The organism is Methylobacterium fujisawaense (assembly GCF_039619325.1).
GTDB classification, from domain to species: Bacteria; Pseudomonadota; Alphaproteobacteria; order Rhizobiales; family Beijerinckiaceae; genus Methylobacterium; species Methylobacterium fujisawaense.
Genome location: NZ_CP155000.1, coordinates 5,623,784 through 5,647,140, shown reverse-complemented (window position 1 = coordinate 5,647,140; position 23,357 = coordinate 5,623,784). Strand labels below are relative to the sequence as shown.

General features: G+C 69.0%; 27 protein-coding genes. 9 read left to right on the top strand and 18 right to left on the bottom strand.

All coding sequences use genetic code 11. The features are described 5' to 3' along the window. Nucleotides 1-21: 21 nt before the first annotated feature. Nucleotides 22-1,539, top strand: coding sequence for an undecaprenyl-phosphate glucose phosphotransferase (locus ABC766_RS26735; RefSeq protein WP_345819868.1), 1,518 nt, complete (start codon nucleotides 22-24; stop codon nucleotides 1,537-1,539). A gap of 42 nt (nucleotides 1,540-1,581) precedes the next feature. On the opposite strand, the gene ABC766_RS26730 is transcribed toward ABC766_RS26735, so the two are convergent. From ABC766_RS26730 to ABC766_RS26690, 9 genes are all read right to left on the bottom strand, one after another. Further along, on the bottom strand, nucleotides 1,582-1,935 hold the full coding sequence (locus ABC766_RS26730) for a hypothetical protein (protein ID WP_342140701.1): 354 nt from the start codon (nucleotides 1,933-1,935) through the stop codon (nucleotides 1,582-1,584). A gap of 212 nt (nucleotides 1,936-2,147) precedes the next feature. Further along, the gene (locus tag ABC766_RS26725; RefSeq protein WP_345819867.1) at nucleotides 2,148-4,718 is read right to left on the bottom strand and encodes a TonB-dependent receptor; all 2,571 of its coding nucleotides are present in this window, start codon (nucleotides 4,716-4,718) and stop codon (nucleotides 2,148-2,150) included. Between the two features lie 247 nt (nucleotides 4,719-4,965). Next, on the bottom strand, nucleotides 4,966-5,604 hold the full coding sequence (locus tag ABC766_RS26720) for a hypothetical protein (protein WP_345819866.1): 639 nt from the start codon (nucleotides 5,602-5,604) through the stop codon (nucleotides 4,966-4,968). Nucleotides 5,605-5,617: 13 nt separating this feature from the next. Then, nucleotides 5,618-6,511, bottom strand: a complete 894-nt coding sequence (locus ABC766_RS26715) for an ABC transporter permease (protein WP_043348198.1) — start codon at nucleotides 6,509-6,511, stop codon at nucleotides 5,618-5,620. Continuing rightward, nucleotides 6,508-7,257 (bottom strand): ABC transporter ATP-binding protein, encoded by a 750-nt coding sequence (locus tag ABC766_RS26710; RefSeq protein WP_279898319.1) that lies wholly within the window; start codon nucleotides 7,255-7,257, stop codon nucleotides 6,508-6,510. The genes ABC766_RS26715 and ABC766_RS26710 overlap by 4 nt, the downstream gene beginning before the upstream one ends. Further along, the gene (locus ABC766_RS26705; protein ID WP_043757860.1) at nucleotides 7,254-7,496 is read right to left on the bottom strand and encodes a hypothetical protein; all 243 of its coding nucleotides are present in this window, start codon (nucleotides 7,494-7,496) and stop codon (nucleotides 7,254-7,256) included. The genes ABC766_RS26710 and ABC766_RS26705 overlap by 4 nt, the downstream gene beginning before the upstream one ends. Then, a complete protein-coding gene (locus ABC766_RS26700; protein ID WP_078947281.1) occupies nucleotides 7,496-7,930 on the bottom strand; it encodes a hypothetical protein in 435 nt (144 codons plus the stop codon). Before ABC766_RS26700 ends, ABC766_RS26705 begins: the two co-directional genes overlap by 1 nt. Before the next feature lie 67 nt (nucleotides 7,931-7,997). Next, nucleotides 7,998-8,981, bottom strand: a complete 984-nt coding sequence (locus ABC766_RS26695) for a YVTN family beta-propeller repeat protein (protein WP_043348205.1) — start codon at nucleotides 8,979-8,981, stop codon at nucleotides 7,998-8,000. A gap of 121 nt (nucleotides 8,982-9,102) precedes the next feature. After that, a complete protein-coding gene (locus tag ABC766_RS26690; protein WP_345819865.1) occupies nucleotides 9,103-10,374 on the bottom strand; it encodes an ABC transporter substrate-binding protein in 1,272 nt (423 codons plus the stop codon). A gap of 186 nt (nucleotides 10,375-10,560) precedes the next feature. Here ABC766_RS26690 and ABC766_RS26685 point away from each other — a divergent pair, with 186 nt between their 5' ends. From ABC766_RS26685 to ABC766_RS26655, 7 genes are read left to right on the top strand one after another with little or no spacing between them, the layout of a single operon-like run. Then, the gene (locus ABC766_RS26685; RefSeq protein WP_043380837.1) at nucleotides 10,561-11,088 is read left to right on the top strand and encodes a DUF3280 domain-containing protein; all 528 of its coding nucleotides are present in this window, start codon (nucleotides 10,561-10,563) and stop codon (nucleotides 11,086-11,088) included. A gap of 27 nt (nucleotides 11,089-11,115) precedes the next feature. Continuing rightward, nucleotides 11,116-11,817 carry a (5-formylfuran-3-yl)methyl phosphate synthase gene (locus ABC766_RS26680; RefSeq protein ID WP_345819864.1) on the top strand — a complete coding sequence of 234 codons (702 nt, stop codon included), beginning with the start codon at nucleotides 11,116-11,118 and terminating at the stop codon, nucleotides 11,815-11,817. Beyond that, entirely contained in the window at nucleotides 11,814-12,389 is a 576-nt protein-coding gene (locus ABC766_RS26675; protein WP_345819863.1) for a uridylate kinase, read from the top strand. Before ABC766_RS26680 ends, ABC766_RS26675 begins: the two co-directional genes overlap by 4 nt. Further along, nucleotides 12,386-13,948 (top strand): DUF6513 domain-containing protein, encoded by a 1,563-nt coding sequence (locus ABC766_RS26670; protein WP_345819862.1) that lies wholly within the window; start codon nucleotides 12,386-12,388, stop codon nucleotides 13,946-13,948. The genes ABC766_RS26675 and ABC766_RS26670 overlap by 4 nt, the downstream gene beginning before the upstream one ends. Nucleotides 13,949-13,952: 4 nt before the next feature. Continuing rightward, nucleotides 13,953-14,543 (top strand): DUF447 domain-containing protein, encoded by a 591-nt coding sequence (locus ABC766_RS26665; protein ID WP_043757877.1) that lies wholly within the window; start codon nucleotides 13,953-13,955, stop codon nucleotides 14,541-14,543. A gap of 21 nt (nucleotides 14,544-14,564) precedes the next feature. Then, complete coding sequence (locus tag ABC766_RS26660) at nucleotides 14,565-15,098, top strand: SRPBCC family protein (protein WP_043380734.1); 534 nt, start codon at nucleotides 14,565-14,567, stop codon at nucleotides 15,096-15,098. Further along, nucleotides 15,095-16,051: a YncE family protein gene (locus ABC766_RS26655; protein WP_345819861.1), complete on the top strand. Its 957-nt coding sequence runs from the start codon at nucleotides 15,095-15,097 to the stop codon at nucleotides 16,049-16,051. The genes ABC766_RS26660 and ABC766_RS26655 overlap by 4 nt, the downstream gene beginning before the upstream one ends. Before the next feature lie 3 nt (nucleotides 16,052-16,054). On the opposite strand, the gene ABC766_RS26650 is transcribed toward ABC766_RS26655, so the two are convergent. From ABC766_RS26650 to ABC766_RS26615, 8 genes are all read right to left on the bottom strand, one after another. After that, nucleotides 16,055-16,255: a hypothetical protein gene (locus ABC766_RS26650; RefSeq protein WP_043347054.1), complete on the bottom strand. Its 201-nt coding sequence runs from the start codon at nucleotides 16,253-16,255 to the stop codon at nucleotides 16,055-16,057. 74 nt (nucleotides 16,256-16,329) lie between these two features. Next, entirely contained in the window at nucleotides 16,330-17,505 is a 1,176-nt protein-coding gene (locus tag ABC766_RS26645) for a chlorophyllase/cutinase-like alpha/beta fold protein (RefSeq protein WP_345819860.1), read from the bottom strand. A gap of 116 nt (nucleotides 17,506-17,621) precedes the next feature. After that, nucleotides 17,622-17,840, bottom strand: coding sequence for a hypothetical protein (locus tag ABC766_RS26640; protein ID WP_251982213.1), 219 nt, complete (start codon nucleotides 17,838-17,840; stop codon nucleotides 17,622-17,624). A gap of 59 nt (nucleotides 17,841-17,899) precedes the next feature. Further along, complete coding sequence (locus ABC766_RS26635) at nucleotides 17,900-18,355, bottom strand: response regulator (protein ID WP_043347066.1); 456 nt, start codon at nucleotides 18,353-18,355, stop codon at nucleotides 17,900-17,902. Nucleotides 18,356-18,544: 189 nt separating this feature from the next. Continuing rightward, nucleotides 18,545-19,417, bottom strand: a complete 873-nt coding sequence (locus tag ABC766_RS26630; protein ID WP_345819859.1) for a dienelactone hydrolase family protein — start codon at nucleotides 19,415-19,417, stop codon at nucleotides 18,545-18,547. 81 nt (nucleotides 19,418-19,498) lie between these two features. Further along, on the bottom strand, nucleotides 19,499-19,903 hold the full coding sequence (locus ABC766_RS26625; RefSeq protein ID WP_287090832.1) for a hypothetical protein: 405 nt from the start codon (nucleotides 19,901-19,903) through the stop codon (nucleotides 19,499-19,501). A gap of 118 nt (nucleotides 19,904-20,021) precedes the next feature. Then, nucleotides 20,022-20,516 (bottom strand): DUF192 domain-containing protein, encoded by a 495-nt coding sequence (locus tag ABC766_RS26620; RefSeq protein WP_075380365.1) that lies wholly within the window; start codon nucleotides 20,514-20,516, stop codon nucleotides 20,022-20,024. Between the two features lie 149 nt (nucleotides 20,517-20,665). Next, the gene (locus tag ABC766_RS26615; RefSeq protein WP_043757891.1) at nucleotides 20,666-21,271 is read right to left on the bottom strand and encodes a cold-shock protein; all 606 of its coding nucleotides are present in this window, start codon (nucleotides 21,269-21,271) and stop codon (nucleotides 20,666-20,668) included. Between the two features lie 353 nt (nucleotides 21,272-21,624). On the opposite strand from ABC766_RS26615, the gene ABC766_RS26610 reads away from it, so the two are divergent. Next, nucleotides 21,625-22,632: a heparan-alpha-glucosaminide N-acetyltransferase gene (locus ABC766_RS26610; RefSeq protein WP_345819858.1), complete on the top strand. Its 1,008-nt coding sequence runs from the start codon at nucleotides 21,625-21,627 to the stop codon at nucleotides 22,630-22,632. A 45-nt stretch (nucleotides 22,633-22,677) separates the two neighbouring features. Here the strand turns inward: ABC766_RS26610 and efp are convergent, their stop codons facing one another. Further along, on the bottom strand, nucleotides 22,678-23,301 hold the full coding sequence (efp, locus tag ABC766_RS26605; protein WP_197739341.1) for an elongation factor P: 624 nt from the start codon (nucleotides 23,299-23,301) through the stop codon (nucleotides 22,678-22,680). Nucleotides 23,302-23,357 lie beyond the last annotated feature (56 nt).

Genomic DNA, 23,357 nt, shown 5'->3' with positions numbered 1-23,357 from the left:
GGGCTCGGGGGGAGCCGATCGATGAGCGCGTTCGATATTCGCGATCTTCTCGACGCCGCCGTGCCGATGGAGGCCTCTTCGGCGCCGGCTCGTGACAGCGTCCCCCTCGCCGAGGCTGCGGTTCCCGGGCCCACGGCGATCTCTCCCGTCGTCGTGGCCGGGCTGGTGCGCGCGCTGGAATGCGCCTTGATCTTCGGCCTCGGCACGCTCCTGCACATGCTGATGCTGCGCGGTCGCGTGCCGTTCGGTCTGACCTATGCGGGCGCCATCGGGATGATCGCCGTGACCACCGTGACGCTGATTCAGGTGTCCGGAGGCTATCGGATCGCCGCTTTCCGGAGCTTCTTCAGGACGGCGATCCGGCTGATCGTGGCGTGGTCGCTGACCTTTCTGATGGTCGCCACCGGCCTCGTGCTGGCCAAGGTGGCCGACCATTACTCGCGCCTCTGGCTGGGGACCTTCTTCGGCGCCGGCCTCGCGATGCTGCTGGTCGGGCGCTTCGTCCTCTTCCGGATCATCGACGCCCAGACCCGGGCCGGACGGTTCGACCGGCGCACCGCCATCGTGGGCGGCGGCCAGCCCGCGGAGGCCCTGATCGCCGCCCTGGAGACACAGAGCGAGAGCGGCATCCGCATCGTCGGCGTGTTCGACGACCGGAACGCCGATCGATCATCGGACGTGGTGGCGGGGCATCCGAAGCTCGGCAATGTCGACGACCTCGTGGCCTATGCGCGGCACGCCCGGCTCGACCTGATCGTCTTTACGATCCCGATCACCGCGGAGGCGCGGATCCTCCAGATGCTCGCCAAGCTCTGGGTTCTGCCGATCGATATCCGGCTCTCGGCCCACGCCGCCAAGCTGCGCCTGCGTCCACGCAGCTACTCGTATCTGGGCTCGGTTCCGGTGCTCGACGTCTTCGACAGGCCGATCGCCGATTGGGACGTGGTGGTGAAGGCGGTGTTCGATCGCTGCGTCGGTCTGATGATGCTTCTGGCGCTGTCGCCGCTCATGCTGGTGATCGCCCTCGCCGTGCGCCTGACCTCCCGCGGGCCGGTCCTGTTCCGGCAGAAGCGCCACGGCTTCAACAATGAGCTGATCGAGGTCTACAAGTTCCGCTCGATGTACGTGGATCAGTGCGATGCCGGCGCCGCCAGGATGGTCACGCGGGGCGATCCGCGCGTGACGCCGGTCGGCCGCTTCATCCGCAAGACCTCGCTCGACGAGTTGCCGCAGCTGTTCAACGTGCTGAAGGGCGACCTGTCGCTCGTCGGCCCACGCCCGCATGCCCTTCAGGCCAAGGCCGCCAACACCCTGTACGATCAGGTGGTCGACGGGTACTTCGCCCGCCACAAGGTCAAGCCCGGCATCACCGGCTGGGCCCAGGTCAACGGTTGGCGCGGCGAGACCGATACGTCCGAGAAGCTGCAGCGGCGCGTCGAGCACGACCTCTACTACATTGAGAACTGGTCGGTTCTGCTCGACCTGCAGATCCTGCTCACCACGCCCTTCGCGCTGTTCAAGACCGAGAACGCCTACTGAGCGGAGGGGCCGGCACCCGAGCGGTGCCGGCCATGGGTGCTGCTACGGCAGGGCGCCCGCCTTCTCCTTGGCCTTCATGATCGTGTCGCGGCAGCCCTGAGCGTCCCCGGCCTTGTCCTGCTGGCTCGCCTGCGCGACGAGCTTCTTGGCCTCCTCGACTCCCGCGGCCGTGGGCTTCACCGCGGCATCCGACTCGGTGAGCTTCGGCGGCGCGTCGAGCGCCTTGGGCGAGTTGGACGAGGTTGGGCCGCCGGGCGGCGTCTTGCCCGTCACTGCGACGGCGCCGGCGCTGTCGAGCCGCCTCTGCAGCGTAGAGACCTCGTCGGCGCACGGGGTCGCCAGGGCCGGCGTGGCGGCCGCCAGGGCCAGGGCTGCAACGGCGAAACGCATGATCATCAGGATGAAACTCCACGGTGTCGGATTGCGGCCGGCGCTGACATCCCGTTACTGAGCGGATTGTGACGCGCCGGCGCGGCTACCGGGGAGACGCCGGGCAGACGGGCCCGTTCCCGAGACAGGAGGCCGCATGCAGGGCCGCGAAACGCGACGGGCGCCCCGCGCGGCCCGTAGGCCGCGGGAGGCGCCCGCCTCTGGACACCTGGGACGGATCAGTACTTCCGGATGATCGGCTCCGGCGCCATCGGCACCGGGTCGGCGCCGAAGGCGTAGCGGATGCCGGCGTAGACCGAGAAGGGCTGCGCCAGGGTGGTGGTCCGCGGATCGCTGATCCGCAGGTTGCCGGCCACCGCGCCCGGCTCGGCGTAGGTGCCGAACGTGGTGTAGCGGTTGTTGGTCAGATTGGTGATGAGGCCGAAGATCTCGAGGTTCTTCGTCACCTGGTACTTCGTCTGGAAGTTCATCACGTAATAGGGCGGCAACTTGCGGTTCAGGTTCGACTCGTCGCCGCGGAAGTAGGACGACGAGAAGGCCTGGAGGTAGAGGCCGACCTGCCAGTTGGGCGTGAGGAAGTAGTCGAACCCGGCCTTGATCTGGTGGGTCGGCACCAGCGGCACGACGTTGCCCTTGCGGACCTGGATCGCGCCGTCATCCGCGAGCGGGTTGTTGGGCGACGACAGGGTGCCGTTGAACTGGAAGGTCGCGTCGACCAGCGCGTAGTTGGCGTAGACCCGCAGGTAATCGGCCGTGTACTCGCCGCCGACCTCGATGCCCTGCCGCTGCGTCGACGGCACGTTGACGAAGTAGGCGCGGGCGGTGTTACCGGGGGTGGCCAGCGACAGGATGTCGTTGGCGAGGTCGGTGCGGAAGGCGCCGATCTTGTAGGTGATGATGCCGCCGTCATAGGTGTTCGGCAGCTGGCCGCGGAAGCCGACCTCGTAGGTCCGCCCGGTGACCTGCTTGAGCGGCGGGTCGGCCACCAGTGAGTTCGGCAGCAGGCACGGCCGGTCCGGGTTGGCGCAGGCCAGTTCCAGCGGGGTCGGGGCGCGGTTCGACTCCGAGTAGCTGCCGTAGAGGTTCAGCGCGTCGAAGAACCGGTAGGTCAGGCCGGCGACCGGGTTGATCTTGTTGAAGTAGTGCGTGCCGGTCACGTCCGGCGAGAAGCCGGTCAGATCCTCGCTCTGGATGCGCGCGAAGTTGAGCCGGGCACCGGCGGTCAGCGACAGCCGGTCGGTCACGTCGAGCGTGTCGAGGGTGTAGAGGCCCATATAGAGGTTGGAGCCGTTGACCGAGCTCGGCGCGATGCCCAGCGCGCCCGCGGTCCGCAGCTGCGGCGTGCCGAGGCCCGGGATGTTGCCGTAGAACGGGTTGCTCGGATCGGTGGTGATCGACAGGTTCGGGTTGATCACGCCCAGGGTGCTGGACGACTTGAACGAGTAGTTGGCCGCGTCGATGCTGCCGCCGACCACGAACGTGTTCGACAGGCCGAAGATCCGGTCGCGGTTGGCCGCCTGCAGCGAGCCGCCGAAGCCGGTGGCTTCCGTCCGGGTCGTGTCCAGCGTGCCGTACGGGATGCCCGCCCGGAACGGGATCCGCTGGTTCTGCTGGCCCAGGATCAGGAACTGGTTGCGGAAGGCGTTCTGCGACTGGCCAGCAGCCGGGCTGAAGCCGTCATCCTCGAAGCAGAGATTCCCGCGGAAGCTCGACCGTGTACTGCAGTTCTCGAAGTTGCCGTCGTTGCCGTCGACGTAGGTCTGGCTGAAGCGGCGGAAATAGGCGTTGCCGGCGAGATCCCAGGTCGGGGAAATGTCCACCCGGCCGGTGAGCTGGAGGGTGCCGACCTCGGTGGTGGTGGTCTGCGGGTAGGTGAAGATCGCCCGCGGATCGCGGTGGGTGAAGTCCACCGGGGTGGCGGCGGCTGCGCCGAAGAAGCTGCGGGCGGCGAGCCCGATCAGGTGGAACTCCGAATCCTGGGAGCGGTAGCCGATGTCGCCGTAGATCCGGCCGATCGTGCTCGGGCTCTCGTAGCGCCAGCCGCGGTCGTTCAGGCCGTCGCCGGTGAAGTAGACGCTCCAGGGGCCGGAGACCTTGCCGTACTCGAGGTAGCCGGCGGTGCGCGCGTCAGAGCCGCCCCAGGCCGAAATCTCGGTCCCCTGCCAAGTGAAGCCGTTCTTCATCTGGATGTTGACCGCGCCGCCGAGCGCGTTGAGGCCGAAGACCGGGTTGCCGGTGACGACGTCGATCCGCTGGATCGCCTGCGGGGGGATCAGGTCGAAATTGACGATGTCGCCGAAGGCTTCGTTGATGCGCACGCCGTTCTGATAGACGGCGAGCCCCTGCGGCACGCCCTGTACGGGCGAGGCCGTGAAGCCGCGATAGGTGATGTCGACGCGGTTGTTGTTGCCCTGCGAGTCGGAGACGTTGATGCCGGGGGTGCGCCGGGCCAGCGTCGTGGTCAGGTTGTTGCTGGCGCGATCGATCGTGAGATCGCTGGCGGTGACCGACTCGACGGTGCTGGGGATCTTGTAGAGCGGCTGCTCGGAGCCGCGCAGCCGCGTTCCGGTGCTCGGTCCCACCGAACCCGCCGGCGGCACCGGGCCGGGCCCGTTGAAGATCTGCGCCTGGCTCGAATTGCCGCCGCCGGACCCGACCGGCGACGTCGAGACGACGCTGATCTCGCCGAGCGTCACCGATTGCTGAGCCTGCACGGCGGTGGGGAGAATCGTCCCCGCCAAGACCGATGCTGACGCGACCAGGCTGCTCCGAAGCGCCCGAAGTGACATCCCCAACCCCCTCAAGACCGAACACATGCTCGTGACTTCCGAGCTTGGGTCTCTCTTGGCGGGTGCCGGGGACGCGCACAATTGGTTCAAGAACACGCGAGCCGCGTTTCGGCTCTATTTCCGGTCGAAGCCCCGCGAAGCCGTCACGACGTTGTGAAACGGCAACAGTTTCGTCAAGGATCTCAGGGACTTAGGGACGTTTCGGCAATATGCTCGGGATGAATCGGCAAGAGGGCTCCGAGGGCTGTCAGAGTCGCGCCTGGATCAGGCGGGCGAGCTCGCCGAGCCGCTGCTCCAGCAGCTGCGGAACCTCGCAGACATAGGTCAGTGACTGGCTTCGCTCCTGGAAAATCCGGCGATCCCAGGCGAACTTCGTCTCCAGCTCGGACTGGTCCTTGGGAAGCTCGGTGGCGTCCGAGGCGCTCGGCGCGTCCTTCACCTGGCTGATCTTGTCGGCCTCGTCGCGGATCCGCTCGGCCATCCGGCGCTGCCCCTGCGCGTAGCGCGCGATGCCGCTGACCACCTTGTCCCGCTCGCCGTTCAGCACCTCGAACACGCCCGCGAAGACGCGCGTCAGGGCCTTGTCCTTCGCGTCCTTGTCGGACCCGAATTTCTCCACGAACGTGTCGAGGAGCGGCCCGACCTGCGACAGGTCCGTGCGCCGGGAGGCGATTTTCTGCGCCAGGACCGCCGCATCGTTGTCGCTGCCCCAATCGCCGGCCGCCGCGATGTCCGGTCCGGTCCAGAACTGGCCGGCGCTCAGGGTGGCGACCTTGCGCTGGACGCAGGGCCAATTCGGGTCCGGCTTCGGCTGAGCCAGGGCGGGGCCGGAGAGAAAGGCCAGCCCCAGCACCGGGCCGAGGATGCGGGTGAGGAGGACGTTCATCGGGCAGGCTCCATCAGGTGTTGTCGCCGGCTGGGCCGCCGCGCCGGGCCATGATGCCGCGACCGGGATCGTAGGCGACCACCGCCATGCCGAAAAAGGCGAGCCCCACGCCCACCACGACGGCGCAGGCGACCGGCTCGAACTGGACGTAGAGGGCGTAGCGGACGAGCTGGACCGCGTGGCTGAACGGGTTCAGCTCACAGATCCAGTACAGGGTCTCCGAGGATTCCCGAATCCGCCACAGGGGATAGAGGGCCGAGGAAGCGAAGAACATCGGGAAGATCACGAAGTTCATCACGCTGGCGAAGTTCTCGAGCTGGCGGACCAGCGAGGACAGGAACAGCCCGATCGCCCCGAGCATGAGCCCGGTGGCCAGGAAGGCCGGGAGCGCCGTGAGGTAGCCGAGCACCGGGATGTCGCTTTCCCAGAAATAGGCCACGGCGAGGAACGCGTAGGCCTGCACGATCGAGACGGCGACGCCGGCGATCAGCTTGGCGAGCAGCAGCAGCCAGCGCGGATAGGGCGAGGTCAGCAGCACCTTCATCGAGCCGACTTCGCGGTCGTAGACCATCGACAGGGACGACTGCATGCCGTTGAACAGCTGGATCATCACGGCGAGGCCCGGCACCACGTAGACCTCGTAGAGCACGTAGGTCTGGTAGGGCGGCTCGATGGACACGCCGAGCGTGTTGCGGAAACCCGCCGCGAAAATGAACAGCCAGACCAGCGGCCGGACCAGCGCCGAGAAGAACCGCTCCTTCTGATTGAAGAAGCGCAGCAATTCGCGGCGGACGATGCCGCCGAGGCAGATCAGGTAGCCCACCGCGTCGAGGCGACCGATCCGTTCCGTCTGGCTGCGCGGCGGGGCGGCGCCGATCCGTGTGGCGAGGGGTGTCGGATGGGTCATGCCGCCGCCCTCCCCGGTTCGGCCACGAGGCGGCGGAACGCGTCGGCGAGCGCCTCGCCGGGCATGCCGATCTCGCCGGCCCGTCCCCGGGCGACGATCCGGCCCCGGTGCAGGACCACCGCATCGTCGTCGTCCGCGATCTCCTCGAAGATGTGGGTTGCCCAGAGCACCGACAATCCCTCCTCCCGCACCAGGGCGCGGACGATCGCCACGATGTCGGCCCGCGACTCGAGGTCGAGTCCGACGGTGGGCTCGTCGAGGAGCAGCAGGTCCGGGCGATGGATCAGCGAGCGGGCGATCTCGATGCGGCGCGACTGCCCGCCCGAGAGCGTGCGTACCTTGTCGTGGCGCCGGTCCGCCAGACCGACGCGGTCGAGGAGTTCGCCGACCCGGACCTTGGCGGCGGCGCGGGTGATGCCGTGCAGGCTCGCATGGTAGAGAAGGTTCTGCTCGACGGTGAGATCGGTGTCGAGGGTGCGGGCCTGGAACACGACGCCGAGCCGCGCCAGCGCCCGGGACGGCTCGCGATCGAGGGCGTGGCCGAAGATCGAGACCCTCCCGGTCTGGTTGTTGTAGAGCCGGGTGATGACCGAGAACAGCGTCGTCTTGCCGGCGCCGTTCGGCCCCAGCAGCGCGGCGAAGTGCCCGCGCTCCACCGTGATCGAGACGTCGTCCAGCGCGGCGCGGGCGCCGAACCGGTGGCCGACATGCTCGATCAGGAGGGCCGCCGCCTCGGATGCGCTCATCGGCCCAGGACCTTCCGGGCGTCGGCCACGGCGTCGAGGCACTCGTCGAACTCGCCCTCCTTCTGCTCCCGCTCGGCCACCCGCAGGGCCTTCTTGAGCTTCGGAACGGCCGCTTCCGGCGGGTTCAGCGCCAGCGCGTCGCGGATCATCGTGATGCCTTCGGCACAGGCGGAGGCATCGTCGGCCGCGAAAGCCGGACCAGCGGCGAGGAGGCAGGCGGAGAGCAGGAGGATGCGCATCACTTCACCGTCAGCGTGCCGGTCATGCCCTTGGATTCCAGGCCGCGCGCCGCCCAGGTGTAGGTGCCGGGCTTGATCGCCACGAACTCGATGGCGATCTCGCCGGGATCGTCGAACTCCAGGTGATCGGGCGGTCCGCCGCCGTGGATCTCCTTGTGCTCGATCACGATCTGGTTGAACCAGATGTAGCGGAAGAACTCCGGCGCGTAGAACTTGTATTCCTGGCGCCCCTTAGCGACGATCCGCAGCCGGTAGGCCTTGCCGGATTCGAGGGTGATGTCCTTGTTCTCGACCACGAAGTCGTTGCCCTGATCGTCGCCCAGGACGAGGTCGGGCAGGTTCTCCCGCTTCTTGGTCAGGTCGAGGGCACTCGCCGGGGCTGCGGCGAGCAGCCCTGCCAGGCCGAGGGCCGCCGTTCGAAACATGCGCGTCATGTCGTGTTCCACCCTAGGGCCGCTTCGCGCGCGGCCGTCCTCGCTTGGCGCCCGGAGGTCGCGCGGATCAGTTCGGCGAGATCGCCACGCCCCAGGGCAGGAGCCCGACCGGGATGCTCTTCACCACCTTCTCGGCGGCCACGTCGATCACCGAGACGTCGTTCGAGGTGCCGTTCGTGGTGAACAGCATCTTCTGGTCCGGCGTGAAGGCCAGTTGCCAGACGCGCTGGCCGACCGGCAGATACTTCTCGACCTCGTAGGTCTTGGCATCGATCACCGCGACGCGGTTGGCCGGACCCAGGGCGACGAAGGCCTTGCTGCCGTCCTTGGTGATCCGGATGCCCACCGGCTGGATCGCCTCGTCGTTCACGCTCGGGATCTTGAAGGTGATCTTCTTGATCACCCGGCGCTGCGCCACGTCGATGACGCTCACCGTGCCGCCGACCTCAGCCGAGACCCACAGGTACTTTCCGTCGGCGGTGAACTCGGCGAAGCGCGGCCGGGCATCGACCAGCACGTTGTCGATGACCTGGAAGGTCTTCGTGTCGATGAAGTGGGCCATGTTGGTGGTTTCGGAGGTGTTGACCAGGACCTTGCCGTCCGGCGACAGGCCCATCCCCTCCGGCTCGACCCCCACCGGCACCTCGGCGAGCACCTTGTTCTTCTCGATGTCGATGATCGTGACCTGGCTGTCGTCTTCGTTGGCGACGTAGAGCGGGTTGCCGGAGGCATCGAGGATGAACTGCTCCGGATCCGGCCCGGAGCGCAGCGAGCGCACCACCTTGCCGGAACTCGTATCGAGCACATCGATCCGGTCGTCGTCGCTGGCGCAGACGTACACCTCCTTGCCGTCCTTGGAGACGGTCACGCCGCGCGGGCGCCGCCCCACCTTCCAGGTCGCCGTCACCGCCATCGTGTTGGTGTCGATGACGCTGACCGAGTTGCCCTTCTCGTTCGTGACGTAGGCGGTGAAGGCGGCGGCCGGACCGCACAGGGCGAACCACGCCCCAAGGGCGATCCCACTCAGACATGCCTCGACGGGGCGGCTCATCCCAATTCCTTCCCTTGCGGCTTCCCGGCGTCCTCGGCGGACGTTCTCTCCGGTGGTTTGTAGTGCGATTCCCGCGCGTTGCGAGGGCCTTGGCCGCTCTCCATCGCCGCAGGCCGCGGGCCTACTTGAATTTGCAGGTGGTCTCCGGGAGGTCGACGCCCAGCGTATCGAGGGGCGTGCGCTGGTGCAGGAAGCCCTGCTCGGGCGCGACGGAGACCAGCGCCTTGGGCTGCACGACGATGATCGCTTGGCGCAACTGATGGTCCCAGGGCCGGAAACTCAGCGGCACGCCCTTGTAGGCCGGAAGGGTGAAGGCGGGATCGACGAGGTACGGGGCGATCACGGCCGGATCGTTGGTCTTCTTCGCCGTGACGGCTTCGCCGACCGTCCGCACCGCCGCCCAGGCTTGGTAATCCAGCGGGCGCATCAGCCGCGATGCGAGCCGGCGGAAGCGGTTCTGGGCCTGCGCGGCGCCCCAGGTCTCCAGGACCGGCGACCACGTCGTGGGCGTCAGCGCCTGCGTTCCGCCAACGGGCCGCGGATCGACGGTGCGGTAGGGAACGTAGTCGCCCCAGTCGCCCTCCTCATCCGCCACGACGGCCATGTCGTAGTCGAGGCCCCGGGTGAAGACCATCGCCTCGGCGCGGGTCGGCGTGTCGCCGCGCGCCTTGGCGAGCGGGCCGAAGGTCCAGGGCTTCTCGGCGGTGATCTTCAGCGCGAATTTCCGCGCCGAATTGCGCATCGCGTCGGCGTAGGCCTTGTCGGCCTCGGTCGGGCCGACGATCAGGAAGAGCTTCCGCCAGCGCATCACGGTCAGGTACTGCGCCAGGGCATCGGTCAGCATCGCCCGGGACGGCAGGATATGGAACACGTTGGCGCGGCAATCGGCGCCGCGCAGACGGTCGTCGGCCGCCCCCGCGTTGAGGATGACGGCCCCCGTGTTCTTGACCGCGTCCGCGACCGCCAGGACGGAATCTGCGGGGAGCGCCAGGACGAGGTAGCGGACGCCGTTGCCGATCAGCGTCTTGGCGGCCGCCACGGCGTCCGGCTTGTCGTCCGTCAGCGCCACCTCGTCGAGGACGTAGGACTGCTTGGTGAAACGGCCGGTGGTGTTGTTGTCGGCGATGCCCATCTTGGCGCCGGCCAGGCCCTCGTCCTCGGGCGCCGCCTCGGCATCGTAGGAGGACGGCGCAGGCTGCGGCCGGTAGATCAGGCCGATATGGGTCTCGATCCCCTGCGGGGCCGCGTGCTGGGCCGGTTGCGCCGCCGCAGCCGGGGCTTGGTCCTCGGCCCATGCCGATGGCGGAGCCAGGGCCAGCGCGACGAGGGCCGCGCGCAGCCAAGCCGGGCGCGTCGGAGGCCGGAAGACGGTGTCGGGTGCAGGATGATGCATGTGGGCGGCCTCTATCAGCTTCCGCTCTGGCCGCTCAACCGCGGCGTGTCGTCCCGACGTTCACGTTGCCGTCGTGGGATAGGTGGACGCGGAAGTACATTGCCAAATTGTCCCTTCGCCCGACCTATGGCGGGAACGACGCCGCCGATACGGGCGGCCGAACGCCTCGAGAGGAAGCTCCCGCCGATGCGCCTGACGTCTCTCCGCGCCGCGATTGCCTGCAGCTTCGTGGCGCTCTCGGCCGCCCTGCCCGGCGCGGCCAGCGCCGCCGAGAAGGCGGCCGTGTTTCCGGTTGAACTCTTCGATCCCGGCGCCTCCTATGGAACCCGGACGCGGCCGGTCGATGCGCGGAAACTCACCCTCGTCACGGACGAATTGCGCAACGCCCTCCGTGACAGGGCCGGGCTGGAGATCGTCGATACCGCATCCAAGGCCGACGTCGTCGCCAAGGAGGGGCCGCTCTACAAATGCAACGGCTGCGCGGCGGACATCGCCAAGAGCCTGGGTGCGGACCTCGTCGTGACCGGTTATGTGGAGAAGGGGTCCGGTCAGATCTTCAACCTGAGCGTCACGATCGCCGAGGCCGATACCGGCAAGGCGGTGCGCGGCGGCCAGGTGACGATCCGCGCCGACACCGACGATACCTGGGCGCACGCGATGCGCTGGGTGGTGAAGAACCGCCTGCTCGCCGAGCCGCTGCCCGGGAAGTCCTGAGACGGTCCGTTCAAGTCCGAGTGTTTCGTGCCCACGTCTTCAACCCAGCAAGATCCTCTACCCCGGCTCCTCGTCAGCGTCCGCGATCCGGCTGAGGCCGAGGCCGCTCGCCTTGCGGGTGCCGACCTGATCGATGCCAAGGATCCGGAGCGCGGGGCGCTCGGCGCCCTGGACGACGGGATCGTGCGGGAGATCGTCGCCCGCGTGTCCGGCGGTGCCGCGACGAGTGCGGTGGCCGATCCCGCGGTCCGATCCGTGGCCGCCCTGGCGCGGACCGGCGTCGACTGGGTGAAGGTGGGCCTCACGCCAGCCCTGCTCCGGGATCCGTCGGCCCTGGTCGACTTTGTCGCGGCGGCACCGCGGCGGCTGATCGCCGTGCTGTTCGCCGAGGACGGCACGACGGCCCCGCATGTGCCCGCACTCGCAGCCGCCGGATTCGCGGGCGCCATGGTCGATACTGCGGGGAAGACCGGCGCCCGTCTGCCCGATCTCGCCGCTCCCGCGGATCTCTCGGCCTTCACCGCCGCCTGCCGGACGCACGGCCTGATGAGTGGCCTCGCCGGGTCGCTCCGGGTGATCGACATCCCGGTTCTGTGCGCATACCGGCCGGATTATCTCGGCTTCCGCGGCGGCCTGTGCCGGGACTTCGACCGCCGCAACGGCATCGATCCCCTGCGCGTGGCCGAGGCGCTGCGCGCCCTCCGGCCGAGCCGGCAGGACGCGGCGTGACCACCGTCATCAAGATCGGCGGCAGCCTCGAAGCGGATCCGCATCGCCGCCGCGCCCTGCTGGCGGCGATCGGCGACGGGGCGCACGGGCGCTGCATCGTGGTCCCGGGCGGCGGTGCCTTCGCCGATGCCGTCCGGGCCGCGCAGGCACGGGAGCGGTTCGGCGATGCCGAGGCCCATCGTCGGGCCCTCGATGCCATGAGCGACGCGGCCGGAATCTTCCGCGGGATCGAGCCGCGTCTGGCGCAGAGCCTGGAGCCCTGGGCGGAGTCCGCGCCCGCCCGGATTCGGGTTTGGAATCCGCGCGGCCTGCGCGGCGGCCATCCGGACATTCCGGAAACCTGGGACGTGACCTCGGACAGCCTCGCCCTCTGGCTCGCGACGCGGATCCGGGCCGAGCGCTGCGTCCTGGTGAAATCCATCGATGTACCGCAGGGCCGGGATCCCGTCGCGCTGGCGCAGGAGGGGATCGTGGATGGCGCCTTCCCGGGCTTCGCAGCCAAGTTCGAGGGGGCGATCGAGATCTGGGGCCCGCAGTGCCGCGTTGCGGTCGAGACGAGGACCGCCGCGTGAGCACCCCCGAGCACATCGTCTTCGTCACCGGCCGTCTGGCCCGGGCGCGGCTCGAGAAGGTCGCGGCGGGGCTGCCGGAGAATCTGCACTGGAGCATCGCGGATGCCGGCGTGAAGGTCGCGGCGCTGATGACCGAGGAGATCATCCGCCGACGGATCGTCCTGCCCGAGGGCGCCACCCGGATCATCCTTCCGGGCCGGTGCCGGGCCAACCCGGAGCATCTCGCCGCCCATTTCGGTGTGCCCGTGGAGCGGGGACCCGACGAGGTGGTCGACCTGCCGGCCTGGCTCGGCCTGACCGCGCGCAAGGTCGATCTGTCCCGGCACGACCTCCGGATTTTCTCGGAGATCGTGGATGCGTCGAAGATGAGTGTCGCGCAGATCGTCGCCAAGGGCCTCGATCTCGCCCAGCGCGGCTCGGACGTCATCGATCTCGGCGGCTTGCCCGACACCCCGTTTCCGCATCTCGTGGAGTCCGTCCAGGCCCTCAAGGGCGCAGGCCTGAAGGTCAGCGTCGATTCCTTCTCCCGCGAGGAACTGGTCCGGGGCGCCGGGGCCGGCGCCGACTTCCTGCTGAGCCTGAACGAGGAGACCCTCGATCTCGCCTTCGAGACCGACGCGGTGCCGATCCTCGTGCCCCTGCGGCCGGACGACCTGCCCTCCCTGGATCGCGCGATCGAGCGCATGCTGAAGGCGGGACGCCCCTTCCTCGCCGATCCGATCCTGGAGCCGATCCATCACGGCTTCGTCGATTCGATCGCGCGCTACCGCGACACCCGCGCCCGCTGGCCCGAGATCGACATGATGATGGGCACCGGCAATCTCACCGAGCTGACCGAGGCCGATTCCCTCGGCGTCACCGCGCTGCTCGTCGGCATGTGCTCGGAATTGTCGATCGGCAACGTGCTGATCGTGCAGGTCTCCAACCACACCCGGCGCACCGTCGAGGAGCACGACGCCGCCCGACGGGTCATGTACGCGGCCAAGGCCGATTCCGCGCTGCCCAAGGGCTATGGTCGGGCGCTGCTTGCCCTCCACGACAAGCGCCCGTTCGTGCAGACGGCCGACGAGATCGCCCAGGCCGCCGCGGAGGTGCGCGACCCGAATTACCGGATCGTGACCGCCGAAAACGGGATCCACCTCTACAATCGCGACATCCACAGGGTCGGCACCGACGCGATGGCCTTCTTCCCCGAACTCGATGTCGCGAGCGACGGCGCCCACGCCTTCTATCTCGGCGCCGAACTGGCCAAGGCGGAGACGGCGTGGCGGCTCGGCAAGCGCTACGTCCAGGACGAGGCGCTCGACTGGGGCTGCGCCGCCGACGCCGACATCGAGGATGCCACCGCCTTCAAGAAGGCCGGCCATACCCGGCATTCGGGACCCGATGCGCCGCCACCGGGGACCCGCGATGCCCGGCTGGCCGAGCCCGAGGCCGGCGCAACGCCGCCCGAGACCATTTCCGAAGCCCAGGTGCGGGCCGAGGCCGCGCCCGAGCGTCCGCAGGACCCGCCGACGAAGCTGGTCTGCGGGCGCCTCGTCCCCGCCGACAAGGCGTGAGGCCATGCCGCTGATCCTCGAGACCATCGTCACGACCCTGTCCCCGGCGGGCGAACTGCACCTCGTTCCGTTCGGACTGATCGGCGAGGATGACGGCTACGTCCTCGCGCCGTTCCGGCCGTCTCCGACCATCGCCAATCTGGAGGCCAACCCCTGCTTCGCAGCCTCGAGCCCCCGCGACATCCGGGTGATCGCCGGCGCGGTGACCGGCAGACGCGAATGGCCGACGCTGCCCTGCACGGCGATCGAGGGCCGCCGCCTCGCCGACAGTTTCGGCCACGCGGAGTTCGCCGTCGCCGCCGTCGAGGCCCACGAGACGCGGCCGCGCTTCCGCGGCCGCATGGTCCACAGCGCCGCGCATCAGCCGTTCATCGGCTATAACCGCGCCCAGGCCGCCGTCCTCGAAGGCGCCATTCTTTCGACCCGGCTCCACATGCTGGAGCCCGATAAGGTGTTGACGGAGATGGCCTACCTCGCCATCGCCATCGGCAAGACCGCTGGGCCGCGCGAGCGCGAGGCCTGGGGTTGGATCGAGGACAAGGTCGCGGCGGCGCTCGGCCCCGAGGCGCGCGTTCTCGATCGCGACGACCGCTGAGGGCGGGAGGAGAAGGACAAGATGAAGAAAATCACCCTGGCCCTGGCGGCCACGGCAGCCCTAGTGGCGGCTACCGCGCAGGCCCACGGCCCAACCCGGCGCAAGATCACCGAGTCGATCGAGATCAACGCCCCCGCCGACAAGGTCTGGGCCGTGCTCGGCGATATGAAGAATTCCGACTGGATGCAGAACGTCACCAAGACGGAGCTCAACGGCGATCCGGCCGGCAAGTTCAAGCGTGTCCTGACCCTGAAGAACGGCGATCAGATCCAGGAGACCAGCAACAAGTACAAGCCCGATGACAAGCTGTTCTCCTATTACATCGACAAGGTCGACGTGAAGGATCTTCCGGCGAACGACTACTCGGCGACGATCACGGTCGAGCCCGAGGGCAACGCCAAGTCGAAGGTCGAGTGGAAGGCGGCCTTCTATCGCGGCTACATGAACAACGATCCGCCGCCGGATCTGAACGACGAGGCTTCCGAGAAGGGCGTCGGCGACTGGATCAAGGCGAGCCTCGCCAACCTGAAGGCCAAGGTCGAGAAGGGTTCGTGAGCCTGTCTCGGGGCCGCGCGGCCCTCGCCGCCGGCCTCGTTCTCATCGCAACCGCCTCCCGAGCCGAACCGGCCCGGGAGGCCATCGTCACCGCGCAGCTCGGCGGCGCGGTCGAGATCGTCGATCTGGTCACCCGGACGGTGGTGCGCCGCATCCCCGTCGACGGGGCCCCGGCCGGGATCGCCCTGTCGCCCGATCGCAGGCGCGCCTACGTCACGCGTCCGGAGGGGCATGGTCTCGCGATCCTCGATCTCGATGCCGGCCGCGTCCTCGCCGAGGTGCCGCTGCCCGGCGGGCCGCTCGGCGTCGCGGCCGATCCGCGGGGCGGCACCGTCTACGTGGCCGACTGGTACGGGCACCGTCTGTTCGTGCTGACCGAGCGCGACGGTGCGCTGGTCCCGGACGGCGAGATCGCGGTCGGCGCCTCGCCCTCGGGGATCGCCGTCAGCCCCGATGGCGGGACGCTCTATGTCGCCAACCGCGAGGCCGACACGGTCTCCGTCGTGGATACAGCGACCCGGCGGGAGAGCTCCGTCATTCCCGTGGGGCAGCATCCGTTCGGCATCACCCTCGATGCCGCGGCCGGGCGCGCCTACACGGCCAATGTCACCGGGGACGACGTCTCGGTTCTGGACCTGAAGACCGGGCGCGAGATCGGCCGCGTGCCGACCGGCCGCCGGCCTTACGTGATCGCCCTCGCCGGCGGGCGCGGCTTCGTCACCGACCAATATGCCGGCAGCGTCACGGCGTTCGACCTCGCCACGCTGAAGCCGATCGCCGACGTCGATGTCGGCGATCATCCGGAAGGGATCGCCGCGGATTCGGACGGCCGCCTCTACGTGGCCAATTGGGGTGACAACACCCTGAGCGTCCTCGATTCCAAGACGCTCAAGGTGCTGGCGACCATCCCCACCGGCAACGGCCCGCGCTCGTTCGGCGCCTTCCTGCGCTGAGGCTCAGCCCGTGCGGCGGTGCGGCGCCCGGCGGTAGGCCGCCCGGGCCATCACCAGCGCGCCGCCGATTTGCAGGAGGCCGGTCTCGCCGAGATCCGAGGGCGCGAAATGCGCCTGGATCAGCAGCCGCGTCAGCGCGTTCAGCGCGAGCAATGTCAGGCAGAAGGCTGCAGCGGCCAGCAGGCTGGCGACGAACTCGGGCATGATCGCGCTCCCGTGTCGAACGGGAGGAGATTAGCAAGCCCCGCGCCAGGGCCAAGCTGTCGGAACCGCCGATCTCAGCGCTTGCGGCCTGCGGGCGCGGATGCCGGCGTCCCCGCCTGCGCGGCCGGCGTGGGCCGGGGCGTCTCGACGGCGAGCCGCTTCACCGGCCAGCCGTCGCTCCAGCGCTCCATGTCGGCCAAGCGCGGATTGTTCTTCAGCACCGTCGCATCCGACCCGGCGAAGGCCGCGGCGGCGGCGAGGTCGAAGGTCTTCCAGAAACCGAGATAGTCCAGGGCATCGACCCGGGCGAGATTGATCTGCGAGACCAGCGTCTGCTGCTCGCCGGTCAAGGCCATGTCGGCGGACCAGCGGAACGGCGGCGGCTTGGTCGACTCCTTCGGCGCATCCTTGGGCTCCGGCGCGGGCTTGATGTTGCCCCCGTCATAGGCGCTGTCGACGCCCGCAGGGGCGGCCAGCGTCGCCGTAAGGGCCGGGAAGCCATGATCGTCCGAAAGGACCCGCACGAACAACTTGCGGTCCAGCGGCACGCCGCTGGCCTCGCGCAGTAGACGCTTCGCCGCCAGATCGGCAGCCCGCGTGTCCTTGTCGCCGACCATGGCCACGAGGAGCGTGGATGGGTCGATCGCCGCCAGGTCGGTCAGCGCGATGCCTCTGGATTTCGGCCCGCTGGCGATACCGCCGGGCGTCGCCGCAAAGATCAGCTTCGGAACCGGCAGGCCCTGCGCCTTCGCGGCCGCTGCGAGATCCATGGCGAGCGGCGCGCCGGCGAGATGGCCGATCATCGCGACGCGGCCAAGATCGGGCTTGGCCTCGCTCTCCGTCGCGAGTTCCGCGAGCGCGGCCTTGACCAAGCCTTCCGCGATGGCCGGGGCATCGGCCGGTCGCGTCCGGTTGACCTCCTGAAACCGGGGGAACAGGACGAGCCAGCCCTGGCGGGCGAGATGGTCGATCCAGCCGCCATAGCTTTGCGGATTGACCGCCCCCCACCCGTGCAGGACGATGGCGACGGGCCGTCCCGCCTCCGGCGCAGCGCCCGCGGCGTAGAACGCATAGGTGGAGGCCGTGCCGCGCCCGAGCAGCCGCTTGGTGATCGTGGCCTTGCGGTCACCCGCACCCCCCGCCCCTTCGGCAGGCTGGGCGGGCGGCGTCGCCGCCTGGACGGATACGAGGCCGGCCAGGGTCATGATCGCGGCGGCAGTCAGCGATCCGCGAAGAACTGTGAGACGCATCAGGGACTCGACTGAGAGACGCTTGGCGTCGGCAGGTCAGAATGCGCTGAATAGCAGATTCTCTCGCCTTGGCGACTCATCGCCTCAGTCTTCCGCCAAGCTTCGGCGGTTGAGCCTCAGGACAGCATGCACCGCGTCATATCCGGACGGTCGAGCCGCCTCACGATCGCTGCCATCTCCGCCGGAATGTCGTGCTCCGCTGCGCCGTAGACGCTGAGCAGCCCCTCGCGGACCGTATCGAGAAGGACGGACTCGACCGTATCCCGGGCGCCGGGCCGGCGCAGGGAATCGGCGTGGTTGATTGCAACGATCTTCATGGCGGTGCCGCGGGTCAAGTGTACTGCGCACGTCCGGGGGCTGCTGCTCCGGAGTGGCGTACAACTGTGTGGCCGCCTCAGGTTTCCAGGCCGGTGGGGATTATTTTGCCGCCCGGTCCGATAACGGACGGTCCGGGCTCGGTGGACGGCCGGCCCGCGGCCTGTTCCACCCAGGCGAGGATGTCTTCGGCGCGCCAGGGCTTCGGGATGAACGTCGCCGAGACGCGCAGGTCGCTCGGCTGGTCGCCGGCATCGCCGGAGGTGAGGAGGACCCGCACGCGCGGCCAAGTCACGCCGATGATCCGCGCCAGTTCGAAACCGCCGATCGGCCCGGGGGTCCGGACGTCCGAGAAGACCACGCTGACCTCGTCCGCGCGATCATTGAGAATGGCCAGGGCGCGATCGGCGGTCTCGGCTTCGATGACCGTGAAGCCCGTATCCTCCAGCAGCGTGGCCGCGAGGAAGCGCTCGTCGGGCTGGTCTTCCACGACGAGGATCACGGGCTTCTGGCCAGGCTGTACCGATTCGCTCATGGGCCAGGACACTCTACAGGGGCTGAACGGCGGTCGCTTCGATCGGTTCAACGCCCGAACGCCGCGAAGGGCCACACCCGCGCGGGCACAGATCCTCCTTTGATCCTTGCACAATTGAGAAATTGAGGCCGTGTCTTGGGCAACACAGCCAACGCAGAACGCGTTCGCCCGACCGTCGATGACGTCTTTTCAGCCGACACCGTGTGACTTCAGGAAAGCCAGAGCGCGTGTCCAGCCATCCTCGGCAGCCTCCCGCCGGTAGCTCGGACGGTAATCCGCATGGAAGCCGTGCGGCGCATCCGGATAGATCACGATCTCGACGCTCTTGCCCGCCGCTAGAGCACGATCGCGCGCCTCTTCCACGGCCTTTACCGGGATACCGGTATCGGCTCCCCCATACAGGCCGAGCAGCGGAGCATGGATCTCGGCGGCCACGTCGCCGGCGGTGCGCGGCTGAATGTCGGTGTGTTCGCCGCCGACCGGCCCGTACCAAGCGACCGCCGCCTTCAGGTCGCGACGATGCGCCGCGTACAGCCACACGTCGCGTCCACCCCGGCACCAGCCCATGACGCCGAGCCGATTCGGATCACCCTTCGCCGCCGAAGCCGCCCAGGCGGCCGCCGCATCGAGGTCTCCGATCCACTGCGCGTCCGGCGTCTTCGCGATGACGTCCCGGATGATCTGCTTGGGATCCGACATGGTCGAGAGATCGCCCTGGCGGGCGTAGAGTTCGGGCGCCACCGCGCAGTAGCCGGCCTTCGCGAGCCGGCGGCAGATGTCCTTGATATAATCGTGGACGCCGAAAATCTCCTCGATCACCAGAACGATCGGGAAGGGGCCGGTGCCCTCCGGAACCGCCCGATAGGCCGGCATCGGCCCGTCTGCGGCCGGGATCTTGACCTCGCCGGCCTCGATGCCGGTCGGGTCCGTGTGGATCACCTGAGCCTCCACGCGGGTGGTCGCGAGGGTCAAGCCACTCATCAGGCTCGTCATCACGAAGCCTCGCCGGGAGAAGGGCGGCGTGATCAGCCCGTCGAGTCCAGCCCGGTCGTGATCCGCCATGATGCTCTCTCCCTTGCTTCAAGGATGAGGGCTATCCGCGTGCGGCGGCCCGGGTCAAATCATCCGCCCGCCGCCGAACCGTCACGCCCCTGCGGCAGCCAGGGCCCGCGCCGGCCGGCGCACGGTCACCCGGACCGGTTCGGGCGTCTCGCGCGGCGTCAGCATCTCACCCAGGCTGACGAAGGTCTCGGCGGCCGGGGAGACCACCGCGCGGATTCCATAGCCCAGCGCGAAGGACCGGATCAGCTCGGCGTCGCGCGCAATACCGAAGCGGTCGAGGGCCGCCAGGAAGGCTTCCCGGAACAGGCTCGGCCGGCACCAGCGCTTCTCGGCCATCTGCAGCGGCCAGTCCCACAAGCCCTCGGCCCGGCGCATGGCCAGGGCGCCGCGCGCGATGAAATAGCCGGTCTCCCGGTGCTCGATCCCGTCCGTCTGGACCGACCAGTCGTCATTGCCGAACAGTTCGGCCGCGGCTGCGTTGCCCATCGGGTCCTCCGCCCTGAACCTGCCTTCCGGCGCACCGGAACATTGCCGGAACACTGGCGCGGAATTCGGCGGCGGTCAAGGCACTTGTTCCCGGTGCGTTCGCGGGCCGGGATGGACGTCAGCGGGCCTTGAACATGGCGTGCTCGATCCGGTCGCCCGGCGCGATCCCGAGCTTCGCCGCGGTTCCCGCATTCAGTTCCAGAACCGCGAGGACGGGGCCGCCCGAAGCGATGATCGCGGTGGAGAGCGGCTCGGTATCGGCCGCGATCCGGCTGATCGTCCCGTCGGCGCGGATGAAGACCATGTCGAGGGGCAGATAGGTGTTCTTCATCCACATGGTGACGGGCTGGTCCTGCTCGAAATCGAACAGCATGCCGTGGTCCCCCGCCATGTGCCGACGGAACATCAGGCCCCGGGCGCGGGCGGCGTCGTCGCGCATCACCTCGACGTCGAAGCGCTTGGGCCCAGATTTCGTGATGATCGTCAGCGGCTCCGACTTGACCGCAGCGGCGCGCGCCGCAGCCTGCGCCCGGGCCGCCGGGGCCGGGCCGACCGCGCTCACAGCGAGACAGGCTAGTGCGGCCGCCGAGGCGGCGCGGAATATGGATCTCACAGGCTCAAGCCTCTCGAGGAATGGCGCGCGGGCCCGCGCGCCCGGCGCCGGTGTTAGACCAGGATGTGCGACAGGGGAATCCGGCGCCGGATTTCCGCCGATTCGCCAAGCCTATGGCGCAGGTTGCGCGCTGCCGGGCGGCCGCAATCTCAATGCGAGGCGGGCATCGCCCCGTCGATCAGCCGGACCTCGGCCGCCATGACGCCCTTCGAGCCGTCGCCATAGCGGACGAGAACGGACTCCCCGGGCTTCAGCTCGGCGATCCCGTAGCGCCGCAACGTCTCCATGTGCACGAAGATGTCAGGCGTTCCGTCGCCCCGCGTGAGGAAGCCGAACCCGCGCAGGCGGTTGAACCACTTCACGACGGCCGTTTCCAATCCGCTGGTCGGCGTCACGGTGACGTGGGTGCGCGGCATGGGCATCTCGGACGGATGCACCGCCGTGGCCTGATCGAGGGAGATCACCCGGAACGCCTGCCAGCCCCGTGGGCGCTCGACGGCTTCCACGACGATGCGTGCGCCCTCGCTCGCGGCCTGATACCCGTCGCGACGCAGACAGGTCACGTGCAGCAGGATGTCCGGCGCGCCGTCGTCGGGCACGATGAAGCCGAAGCCCTTCGAGACGTCGAACCACTTGATGCGCCCCGCCACCTCGACGAGATCGAGAGCCTCGTCCTCGTACTGACCCTGTTCGCCGGTTCGGGCGACCGGCAACCGTTCGGGGTTCTCCGGCCCGGATCCGCGTTCGTCAGACATGGCCGAGCAACCTACACCGAATCACGCCGCGCGCTCTCCCGGCAAGATTAACGAAGTCCTGATGGCCGGGAAGCCCATTTGGCCGTCTGATGAGCCCCGCGAAGTTGCAATCTTGGCGCACGGAGGCGGGGCCGCAACAGTCGATCGGTCGCAGCTCCCGGGGAAAACGGGGTTTAAGCGCCGGGGCCGCCGAAGGGTTTTTCCGATCCCCCGCTGCGGACCGCCGCCGCGCATTCGTGTGCCCACCGCCTTCACGTTTCCGAGAGCCTTCGCGCCAGCGTCACGATGGGCCGAGGCGCCCCGAGCCGGTTCCGGTGGAAAGGGCGGCGCCGACATGGTTTGGGAGCACCATCATGTCCGTTGACGTCACCCTCGACCGCTTCGTCTCCGCGTCACCGGCTGCGCAGCGCCGATGGCCGGTCATCGACGCCGCCCGGGCCGCAGCCCTGGCGGCGATGGCGAGCTACCACACGGTCTGGGATCTCGGCCATCTGCGGCTGACGGCGGAGAATTACGCGCTGACCCCGTTGGGCCGGCACGCCGCCGAGGCGATCGCCGGAAGCTTCCTGCTTCTGGTCGGCGTCGGGCTCGTGCTGATGAACGGCCGGGGCGTCCGGGTCCGGCCGACCCTGCTGCGGTTCGCGCGGATCGGCGGGGCGGCGCTGCTCGTGACCCTCGGCACCTGGGTCATGTTCCCGGACGCCTTCGTGTTCTTCGGCGTGCTCCACTGCATCGCCGTCTCGAGCCTGCTCGGGCTTCCGTTCCTGTTCCTGCCGGTGCCCGTCACGGCCGTCGCGGCCGCCGTTTTCCTCGCCGCACCGCATGTCGTGCACGCGCCCATCTTCGACGCCGCGGCCCTGTCCTTTCTCGGCCTGGGCTCGGTCGTGCCGCGGACGAACGATTACGTGCCGCTCTTCCCCTGGTTCGGGCTGGTTCTGGCCGGGATCGTCCTGGGTCGTCTGGCGCTGCCGAAGCTTGCCCGTTCGCGCCTCGGGGCCTGGGCTCCACGCACGCGCCTGGGGCGCGCCGCCACCTTCGCGGGCCGCCACAGCCTTGCGATCTACCTCATCCACCAGCCCGTCCTGCTGGCCCTGCTGACCGGTGTCGTCACGGTGATCGGCGCCAATCCGCGCGCCGGGCTGCGGGCGTTCCGCGCCGATTACGTGACGATCTGCACCCGCACGGGCGGCGAGCCGGCGCTTTGCCGCATCGCCGCGCGCTGCACGTCGGAGGCGCTGCTTCGCGAGGATCTGTTCCGGGAGGATGGGCGCCCCTTCAGCGGGACGGAGCGCCTGCGCGCGCAGGGGCTCTCGCAGGGATGCTACGCCACCCTGGACGCGGCCGCGCGGGCCGCGCCTTGAGCCCGGCGCCGAACCGCCCGGGCCCGGCCACCGGCGAGCACCGGATCAGTCCTTGGCGCGCTCGACGTAGGAACCGTCGGCCGTCATGACGACGACGCGGGTGCCGGCCGCGATATGGGGCGGCACGGTCGTGCGGACGCCGTTCGACAGGGTCGCGGGCTTGTAGGACGAGGAGGCGGTCTGGCCCTTGAGGACCGGCTCGGTCTCGGCGACTTCCAGGGTCACGCGCTGCGGCAGCTCGATCGTCAGCGGGACGCCGTTATGGACCGAGAGCATCACCGCCATGCCCTCCTGGAGGTACGGGGCGGCATCGCCCACCACGTCCTCCGGCACGGCGATCTGCTCGTAATTCTCGGGGTTCATGAAGTGGAACCCCTCTCCATCGCTGTACAGGAAGGTGTGCTCGCGATCCTCCACGAAGGCGCGCTCGACCTGCTCGGTCGTCCGGTAGCGCTCGGACACCTTCACGCCGTCCGTGATCCGGCGCATGTCGAGCTGGGTCACCGGCGTGCCCTTGCCGGGGTGGATGTTCTCGGCGAACAGGATCACGTAGAGCTTGCCATCCTTCTCGACGACATTGCCCTTACGGAGCGTTGAGGCGATCACCTTCACGGAATTGCGTCCTGCATTGACATGGGGGCCGGCACGCGCCAAGCGCGGGCGCTGCATCTCGGACCCCGCCACTATCGCATCTGCGCCGCGGTTGCCAGCGGGCGGGCGTGAAC